Source organism: Chloroflexota bacterium (assembly GCA_018648225.1).
Taxonomy (GTDB): Bacteria; Chloroflexota; Anaerolineae; order Anaerolineales; family UBA11858; genus NIOZ-UU35.
In genome coordinates, this window is record JABGRQ010000057.1 from 25,354 (window position 1) to 33,465 (window position 8,112).

General features: G+C 52.8%; 11 protein-coding genes. 8 read left to right on the plus strand and 3 right to left on the minus strand.

Going from position 1 to position 8,112, the window contains the following annotated elements; genetic code table 11:
- From HN413_03865 to HN413_03880, 4 genes are all read left to right on the plus strand, one after another.
- A partial coding sequence (locus HN413_03865) for a carboxyl-terminal protease (GenBank protein MBT3389525.1) occupies positions 1-303 on the plus strand: 303 nt, incomplete at its 5' end.
- 81 nt (positions 304-384) lie between these two features.
- Complete coding sequence (locus HN413_03870; GenBank protein ID MBT3389526.1) at positions 385-1,080, plus strand: zinc metallopeptidase; 696 nt, start codon at positions 385-387, stop codon at positions 1,078-1,080.
- A gap of 20 nt (positions 1,081-1,100) precedes the next feature.
- On the plus strand, positions 1,101-1,973 hold the full coding sequence (locus HN413_03875; GenBank protein MBT3389527.1) for a hypothetical protein: 873 nt from the start codon (positions 1,101-1,103) through the stop codon (positions 1,971-1,973).
- Positions 1,974-3,176: an ornithine--oxo-acid transaminase gene (locus HN413_03880; protein ID MBT3389528.1), complete on the plus strand. Its 1,203-nt coding sequence runs from the start codon at positions 1,974-1,976 to the stop codon at positions 3,174-3,176.
- 38 nt (positions 3,177-3,214) lie between these two features.
- On the opposite strand, the gene HN413_03885 is transcribed toward HN413_03880, so the two are convergent.
- The 3 genes from HN413_03885 to HN413_03895 all read right to left on the minus strand — a co-directional run bounded on the left by HN413_03885 (position 3,215) and on the right by HN413_03895 (position 4,924).
- Positions 3,215-3,952: a DUF364 domain-containing protein gene (locus HN413_03885; protein ID MBT3389529.1), complete on the minus strand. Its 738-nt coding sequence runs from the start codon at positions 3,950-3,952 to the stop codon at positions 3,215-3,217.
- A gap of 120 nt (positions 3,953-4,072) precedes the next feature.
- Positions 4,073-4,483, minus strand: a complete 411-nt coding sequence (locus tag HN413_03890) for a hypothetical protein (protein ID MBT3389530.1) — start codon at positions 4,481-4,483, stop codon at positions 4,073-4,075.
- A 27-nt stretch (positions 4,484-4,510) separates the two neighbouring features.
- Complete coding sequence (locus tag HN413_03895) at positions 4,511-4,924, minus strand: hypothetical protein (protein ID MBT3389531.1); 414 nt, start codon at positions 4,922-4,924, stop codon at positions 4,511-4,513.
- 288 nt (positions 4,925-5,212) lie between these two features.
- On the opposite strand from HN413_03895, the gene HN413_03900 reads away from it, so the two are divergent.
- The 4 genes from HN413_03900 to HN413_03915 form a co-directional block, all read left to right on the plus strand.
- Positions 5,213-6,058, plus strand: coding sequence for a hypothetical protein (locus HN413_03900; protein MBT3389532.1), 846 nt, complete (start codon positions 5,213-5,215; stop codon positions 6,056-6,058).
- Positions 6,059-6,086: 28 nt separating this feature from the next.
- On the plus strand, positions 6,087-7,034 hold the full coding sequence (locus tag HN413_03905) for a hypothetical protein (protein ID MBT3389533.1): 948 nt from the start codon (positions 6,087-6,089) through the stop codon (positions 7,032-7,034).
- Between the two features lie 149 nt (positions 7,035-7,183).
- Positions 7,184-7,798: a DUF3592 domain-containing protein gene (locus tag HN413_03910; GenBank protein ID MBT3389534.1), complete on the plus strand. Its 615-nt coding sequence runs from the start codon at positions 7,184-7,186 to the stop codon at positions 7,796-7,798.
- Positions 7,799-7,972: 174 nt separating this feature from the next.
- A partial coding sequence (locus HN413_03915) for a hypothetical protein (GenBank protein MBT3389535.1) occupies positions 7,973-8,112 on the plus strand: 140 nt, incomplete at its 3' end.

Sequence of the window (8,112 nt, forward strand, 5' to 3'; positions counted from 1 at the left end):
ACCACCTTTGGCAAAGGTTCCGTGCAAAACTGGGTGCCCCTGAGCAACGATCAGGGCGCGGTGCGCGTGACGATTGCGCGCTGGCTGACCCCCGAAGAACGCCTGATCCATGAGATCGGCTTGGAACCCGATTACCCCCTGGCAATGGTCTCGCAAGCTGCGATTGATGCCGGTTTCGATATCGAATCCTTTGGCTTGCCCGAAGATCAAATTGTGATCCTCAGCGCCGAAGAAATCCAGGATGGGCGCGACCCGCAATTGGATAAAGCCGTAGAAGTGTTGATCGAATTAATTGGGAAGTAATTTTTGTATGTTGAACGTTGAAAATTCAATCATGGCAGAACTTTCAACCTTCAACCTGTAATCTTCAACCGAGGAAAAACAATGTTCTACAACTCAACCTACTTACTTTTTATGGCGCCCGCTTTCATCCTAACGATGCTGGCGCAACTCTATGTGAATTCGTCCTATAAAAAATGGGGGCGCGTGCAGGCTAGTAGCGGACTGAGCGGGGCAGACGCTGCGGCTCGCCTAACGCGTTCCGCCGGGCTATATAATGTAAAAATCGAGGGCATACGCGGTAAACTCACCGATCACTACGATCCGCGCAGCAAAGTATTGCGGCTTTCCGAGGGCGTGTACGGCGGCAACTCCGTCGCCTCGCTGGCAATTGCCGCCCACGAACTCGGCCACGCCATGCAAGATCAGGATGAATATTTCCCCCTGCGCTTGCGGGCGATGATCGTTCCGGCGGTCAATATTGGCTCGTATCTGGGCTGGATTTTGATTATGCTGGGGCTTTTCTTGCAGATGGTCAATCTAGCCTGGCTGGGCGTGATTGTCTTCTCGGGCGGAGCGCTGTTCGCGCTGGTAACGCTGCCGGTGGAGCTAAATGCATCGGCCCGAGCCAAGGCCATGCTGACCACCTCGGGGTTGATCCGCACCGAGGAAGAACAACGCGGCGTCAACACCGTGCTGAATGCCGCTGCGCTGACCTATATTGCTGCGCTATTCACAGCCATCATGCAATTACTGTATTGGGCATCGCTGATCACCGGTATGGGAAGTCGACGGCGCTAATCCAAGAATCGGGGTCCCCAATGGACGCAAAGCAAAGTGAGTACCTCCAAACCGTTCTCCAACAATACAATCCGACGCAAGCGAGGGTAACTGCCAATCGATTACGCCAGCTTTGGCTTCAATTTGAACCCGCAAATATCAACGGAATCAAAGCCGAACTCCGAGAACAACAGGAAACGGTGGGGATTCCAGTACCCAAGCTCAAGGCAATCGGCAAAGCGATCAGCAAAGTCGCCCGAACACGAGTGAATGAATTTTTGCCGCTCATACAATTGCTTTGGAATGAATTTGGGCGCGAAGGTCGGGTTGTTGCAGTAATTCCCTTGGGGGCGATGGAATTAACCGCCCCCGAAAAAATCATCCCGGAAATATACCAACTATGCCAAACATGTATCACCTGGGAAGATGCAGATCGATTGGCAATGGACGCTCTGGAGCCGATCATACGCAAGCAACCGGAAAAATGGCTGCACGCGCTGGAGGCTTGGCTGGAAGATGATAATCTTTGGGTACGGCGGGCAGCCATCACTACCATTGGGCGTTTACCCATGAAACGACCCGAATATACGCTTGTATGCCTAAATCTGAGTGAGCGATTGCTATATGATGATGAGCTGGATGTTAAACGGGCAGTCAGTTTTGCAATTCGCATTTCTGCCAGAGGCGAAATCGCCCCGGTGCGCGAATTTCTCGCTCGCCACGTTCCGCCCGAAAATTCGGCGGCCACCTGGGTATTATGCGATTGTATCCGCAGCATGACCAAACAGTTCTTGCCGGAGTTCACAACGTTGCTGCCTCGTTTCGAAGCATGGCAAAACGATCCATCCATCAGTGCAAAAGACCGGCGCTCAATTGACAGCGCCATTAAAACCCTAAAAAAGGCAGAGGCATAGATGCATACCAGCGACAACCTGATTCAACTCGAAAAACAGTATGGCGCCACCAATTACAAGCCCCTCGATGTCGTCATCAACCGCGGTGAGGGCATCTGGGTTTGGGATGTGGATGGAAAAAAGTATATCGACTTTCTGTCGGCGTACTCGGCTGTCAATCAGGGGCACTGCCATCCGCGCATCGCCGCGGCGATGAAAGACCAAATCGACAAATTAACCCTGACCTCGCGCGCTTTCCGTAACGATCAATTGGGCCTGTTCTATCAGGAACTCTGCGATCTGACCAACTCAACCATGGTGCTGCCAATGAACAGCGGCGCTGAGGCAGTTGAATCGGCGATCAAGGCAGCGCGCAAATGGGGCTATTATGAAAAAGGCATCCCTGAAGGACAAGCCGAAATTATCGTCTGCGAGAACAACTTCCATGGGAGAACGGTGACGATTGTGGGCTTCAGCACCGAGGCACAATATCGCGACGGCTTCGGGCCTTTCACCCCGGGTTTCAGGATCATCCCTTTTGGCAATGCCCAGGCGCTGGAAGCCGCCATCACGCCCAATACCGTCGCTTTTTTGGTCGAACCCATCCAGGGCGAAGCCGGGATCATCGTCCCCCCCGAGGGATACCTGCGCGAAGTGCGCCGCATCTGCACAGAACAGAATATCGCCATGATTACTGATGAGATTCAAACCGGGCTGGGGCGCACGGGTAAAATGCTGGCCGAAGAACACGACGGCGTAGAAGCCGATTTAACGTTGATCGGGAAAGCGCTTTCGGGTGGGTTTTACCCGGTTTCGGCGGTGCTCTCGAATAAAGAGGTGCTGGGGACGTTCCAGCCTGGGGATCATGGCAGTACCTTCGGCGGAAATCCGCTAGGCGCGGCGGTGGCGCGCGTGGCCTTGAAAGTGCTTGTTGAAGAAGGCATGATCGAGAACGCCGCCAAGATGGGAAATTATCTGATGAGCAGCCTGGGTGAAATTGACAGCCCCTATATCAAAGATGTGCGCGGCAAGGGATTGCTAATTGGCCTGGAATTACACCCTGAAGCTGGCGGAGCGCGGCGTTTCTGCGAAGCTTTGCAACAACGCGGTTTGCTGTGCAAGGAAACCCACGACCATGTCATTCGCTTTGCCCCTCCGCTGGTGATTCAAAAAGACGATATTGATTGGGCGCTGGAACAAATTGAACCCGTTCTGACAAGCTGATCGTCGAAAATAGAAATGGCGTGCTACGCACGCCATTTCTATTTTCGACAGGTTATCAGGCGCACACCAGCGCGGTGTACCTGCCTGAAATTGCCCCCCTGCCCGACTGTTTGCAGCACCGTATCAATATTCTCAATTAAAGCTCCTGCTAAAACACTGACTCCATAATCAAATAAGACCGGGCTGAGCGGCGTACTCGGACCCAGCAGCATCACTTCGGTATCCGGCGGGCGCAGGGCCATCAGGCTCTCGAAGGTGCCATTCATCAGCACCATGCCGGTTATGGCGATAAAATCGGCCTGGGGCAAAATATCGGGGGCGGCATTGGCGGGATAATCGCCTTCGAGGGGATGTTGATCGATCACCGAGAGATGCCCAACCTGAGAGCGCAGCACTTTCACAAAGGGAAAATGGCCGACCAGAGCAACGTGCTTGCCCTGTCCGCGTGAGGCGATCAATGACATGGCGTTCTGTTCTTGCACAATCAGCGGGGGCGGCAAAAGGGCATTCAGGGTTGCCATCGCCAGACTCATCTGGGGCGAATCCGGCGTATATAGATCGGCAACCAACTCCGAGGTCGAACGCCCGACCAGTGTTCCCGCCTGGAGAATTTGCGGCTCGCCGGAATGTTCGTGGAATCCGCTCAGGGTGGCCGCCAATCCACAACGACGCGTCCCGCCTACATCAACCACTACCGCCGTCCAGTTCATCCCCACGCGAACGTCTACCACTTCCCCATCCAAGGTCGTTGCCAAAATCTCATCGAAAAGTTTCAAGTGCCATCTCCTGGTTCTCAATATCAATCGGCGCTATCTATTCTAACATCGGGTTAAATCAAAAAGGCTGTTAAATGTGGTTGCTACCACATTTAACAGCCTTTAACCTTCTGTCGAACCTTAATTAACGATCATACGTACGTGACAAACACCTTTGCGTTCACACTCGGTTAGCGGGCTTTCCGGGTCCACCAGACCAGTAGTTTGTTTCCCTTGCAATGCAATCCAGCCATTGGCGGGAATATCAGCGCAGGCTTTCTTGACGCCATCAACCGTCTTGAATTCTGTCGCCAAGTCTACCCACTCCTGGTCTGCGGTGTGCCAGAAACGTACCCAGGGACTCGCCCAACCGGTAGGCAGATCGAAACAGTATTCCGTGCTGCCGCCAGAGCCAAACCCGGTGAAGAAGAACGAGCCGACATTCCCTTCACCTTCCGGCGGAGCGGGTGCATCGGCAAGAACACCTGTTATACTTAGGAGGGCGATCATCAGAACAAGCACAAAACTTGCCATCAATTTGGGCGGATTCATACTAATCATCTCCTTGATAAACGTAGCTTAAGCTTCATGATTCATAACCACCGGGCAATTGCCCTTGCGCTCACACTCGGTTAGCGGGCTTTCCGGGTCTACCTTGTCGGTGGTTTGCTTCCCTTGCAATGCAATCCAGCCATTGGCGGGAATGACTGCGCAGGCTTTCTTAACGCCATCGACCGTCTTGAATTCGGTCGCCAGGTCTACCCACTCCTGGTCTGCGGTGTGCCAGAAACGTACCCAGGGACTCGCCCAACCGGTAGGCAGATCGAAACAGTATTCCGTGCTGCCGCCAGAGCCAAACCCGGTGAAGAAGAACGAGCCGACATTCCCTTCACCTTCCGGCGGAGCAGGCGCATCGGCCAATACACTGCTCGCGCCCACCAGCGCAATTACCAACACAACAACCAGACTTCCAAGCAACTTCGGTGTTTTCATGCCATTTTTTCCTTTTTAGCGAAATGTTCATTTTATACGACATATGCCAACGAGCCGTATCTACGATTTGCTAATTATTTTAGCTCATTCGCTATGGCGTTGTCTGTAGCATATTCTTGATACTTACTGTCGTAACAGGTGCATTCTCCGAAAAATAGACACTGTCATTCCCATGATTGAGTATAATTCAATCGTGAAAAACTAAACAATATCTAAATAATTTGCCTATATGTCCATAACAAGTTCTCGCTATACTGCTAATAACACATCAATCTCAGGAGGATCACCATGAAACGCTTATTCGCAATCCTTGTTGTGCTTATGCTGGTCAGCATGGCTTGCAGCTTCTCAGGAAATGAGCCGGAGGCGCAGCCCGCGGCCCAATCCGAAAATCGCTGCGGAGATGGAGTCTGTGATGGGCCGGAGAACACCGCCAAATGTCCGGCGGACTGCCCGGCGGCGGGCGTGATTGCAGGCGGGGTGGATACCGATAACGAAACGGATACCACCCCCGAAGAACAATCGACCTCCACAGAATCTAGCGAAGAAGCCCAACCAGAGAATGGCTACCGCTATGTATCCTTTGGCGGGACGATTATCACTACCCTGAACACGGCCCTGATGGGCGATTTTACGGGTATCGCCTTTGAATACAGCGGCGATTATCAAATTGAACTCTGGTTCCCGCTGGCTGGTGGCGAAGCGCTCCAACAGCGCAACACGATTGTGCTGACCGAATTCAAAGACCTGTATTTCGATAGCTCGCCCTGCGTGTGGGAGTTAAATGAGAGCGCCTTCGAGCCGGTATCCTTTGAACTTGAAACATCACTCAATCTAAACGGCATTCAAGAGGGCGGCCAACCCGCTGATGAACTGGTTTACCAACTCGTCACCGTCCCGCAAGCGGTCATCGGTGGCGTGGTGCAATGCGAGGGCAGCCCTGGCGACTTCAGCGATCCTGCAGCATACCCCATTCTGACGACCTGGTTCATGCAAGGCTTTGCCAACCCCATCCATCTAAATGCGATTGAAAATAACACTGTCGAACGCCAACCTGCCGGGCCAACTTATTTTGTAGATATTCCCCGAGAAACACTATCATATATCATCGTTCCCGATCTAAATACCCCTTGATGCAATAACACAAATAGGAGAAACTCCCATGAAACGCATCTTTCTCATGCTTGCATCCCTGATAATTCTGAGTCTGGCATGTTCGTTCGGCGGGGCCATCAGCGACAGTAGCGAACCCGCTCCCAATAGCGAAAAGCGCTGCGGCGATGATGTCTGCGACGGGCCAGAGAACGCACAAAATTGCCCGGATGACTGCACAGTCAACATCGATCCTGCTGGGAATGCTGACAGCACAGCCGAAGATCAAGAAGCTAACCAGACTGAGATACCCGAAATATCCACAGACGCTCAGGCTGAGCCCGTCATTGGTTTCGTTTATGCCGAAATCAGCCTCGACCGAACACCCGGCAGCGGAGACTGCGGTATTGATCCCTGGTTTACACCCGACTGCACAATGGGGATCCGCATTTGGTGGGATATGCATATGAAAGCAATTGCATCAACGCCTGTGCTAATTATCCCCGATGGACAAGATCGCTGGGTCATTACAAACCACACCGCTGTGACGGATCAATATGGCATTAACCTCAACGATTTCGCTGACCGCGGCGGGAAATACACCGAGATTAGCATTGATCCCACCGTAACCAACCCCGAATGTGCCGCTACTATCGAGGGGCCGGAGTTTGATTTTCAGGTGATGGGCACGCGCGAAAATGGCCTGACCGAACTCATCCTGTCGGCCAACGCAACCGAACTCACACAGGGTAGTTGCATGCAGGCCGGCTTTGACTGGGAGACGAATTTCCTGCTCTATGGTTGGGCGGTGGCACTCAGCGGCGATCCACTCGACCTGTCGTTTGAAATGAACGACACCTTCCGTACCGCGCCGGGAAACTATACCTTCCAAAATGAAATCGATACCAACCCCAGCCCCGATAATCGCGATCACGTATCCACGCGGTTGGAGTTCATATGCCTCAGCCAGGAAGCCCCCAATATACAATCGCCGGTTGCTTGCCCATGGGAACAATAAATCCGAGCAAAGAAAAAAAGCACGGCGCAGAGAAGCCCCCCGGCGCGGCTAAACTCTGGCTCTGGGGCGGATTTTCCGGCTTTCTAATCAATCTGATTCTGAGTTATTGGTCAATATAAACAGGTATGAGAATATGATAAACTTCATTTATGGAATTTACTAATTGCCCCTGGTGCGGGCAACGCATCCCCCAAACTGACCTCGACTGCCGCAAATGCGGTGGTCCGCTGACCCCGCCCGTCGGCAATGATCCCGGCGCGGCGCCCCCCACCCCGCCGCGCAAACTGCCCGCAGGCTATAAACGCCGAATGCTGTTTAAAAATGCGCCGTTTACGCTGATTGGCGGCATATTTCTAATTATCGGATTCCCGATCGGGTTGATCTTCACCATCCTGGGGTTCGCCATCCCCGGCATGTGGCTGTTCATCGTCATTGGCGGCGGGGTGGGGGGTATTTTCACTCTGCTCGGTGGCGGGATGCTCTATGCTGGCATGCAACAAGGGCTGGACAAAATCCGCCCTTACGAACATGGGCAGGCAACTGTTGGCGAGGTCATCGAAATCCAACAGGATTACAGCATGAGTGTCAATGGCCGTTACCCCTGGGCAATCATCTATATTTTCGATGACGCACGCGGCCGACCCTATGAAGGTAAAGCCATCACCTGGCAGCACGCCCCCAAAACGCAGGCCGTAGGCAATCGTGTTTATGTACTTTACATGCCAGATGATCCCAACAAAAACGCGCTTTATCCACCAGCATAGTCTATAAATTAGAACACGAATTACACGAATGAGCGAATGGAAACCAAGAAACATTTATGGTATTCGCCTATTCGCGGCGTTCGCGTTCCAATTGTGAACCGCTAGTCACAGGTGTGCGGTAAATAATTCAGTTATAGTTTTCGGGGGATTGGTTGCAAAAATTGAGAAAATGCCATGAAAAAACTTGCTCACTTTATTATCATTATCGTTTCGGCAGCTTTTGCCTGCGCCGCAGTCCGGGCAACTCCGACAGCGCCTATAGCAGCATCCCCATCTGCCATCGCCCACATTTGGGCCACCGAGGGCGGCGACAA